The organism is Salmonella sp. SAL4457, from assembly GCF_046548235.1.
In the GTDB taxonomy this organism is placed as follows: domain Bacteria; phylum Pseudomonadota; class Gammaproteobacteria; order Enterobacterales; family Enterobacteriaceae; genus Salmonella; species Salmonella enterica.
In genome coordinates this window covers 1-360 of sequence record NZ_JBGDZO010000151.1, presented here as the reverse complement: position 1 = coordinate 360, position 360 = coordinate 1, and the positions used below count along the sequence as shown (strand labels likewise).

Genomic DNA, 360 nt, shown 5'->3' with positions numbered 1-360 from the left:
GCTTGAGGCCGAGGCCGATGTTGCGCTCGACGTTCTCCACCACCACGATGGCGTCGTCCACCACGATGCCGATGGCCAGCACCAGGCCGAACAGCGACAGCGCGTTGAGCGAGAAGCCGAGCATGTGCATCACCGCGAAGGTGCCGATCAGCGAGACCGGCACCGCCAGGCTGGGGATCAGCGTGGCGCGGCCGTTGCGCAGGAACAGGAAGACCACCAGGATCACCAGCGCCACCGAGATCAGCAGGGTCAGCTCGGCCTCTTCCAGCGACGCACGGATCGACGGGCTGCGATCGTCCATCACGTTCAGCTTGACCTGCGGCCCGAGCAGTTCCTGCAACACCGGCAGTTGCGCGTGGA

At 66.1% G+C, this 360-nt stretch carries 1 protein-coding gene; it reads right to left on the bottom strand.

The window, feature by feature from the left end:
• Positions 1–360 (bottom strand): efflux RND transporter permease subunit (locus ACLJNW_RS23670; RefSeq protein WP_410961152.1); only part of this gene is annotated, 360 nt, incomplete at both ends.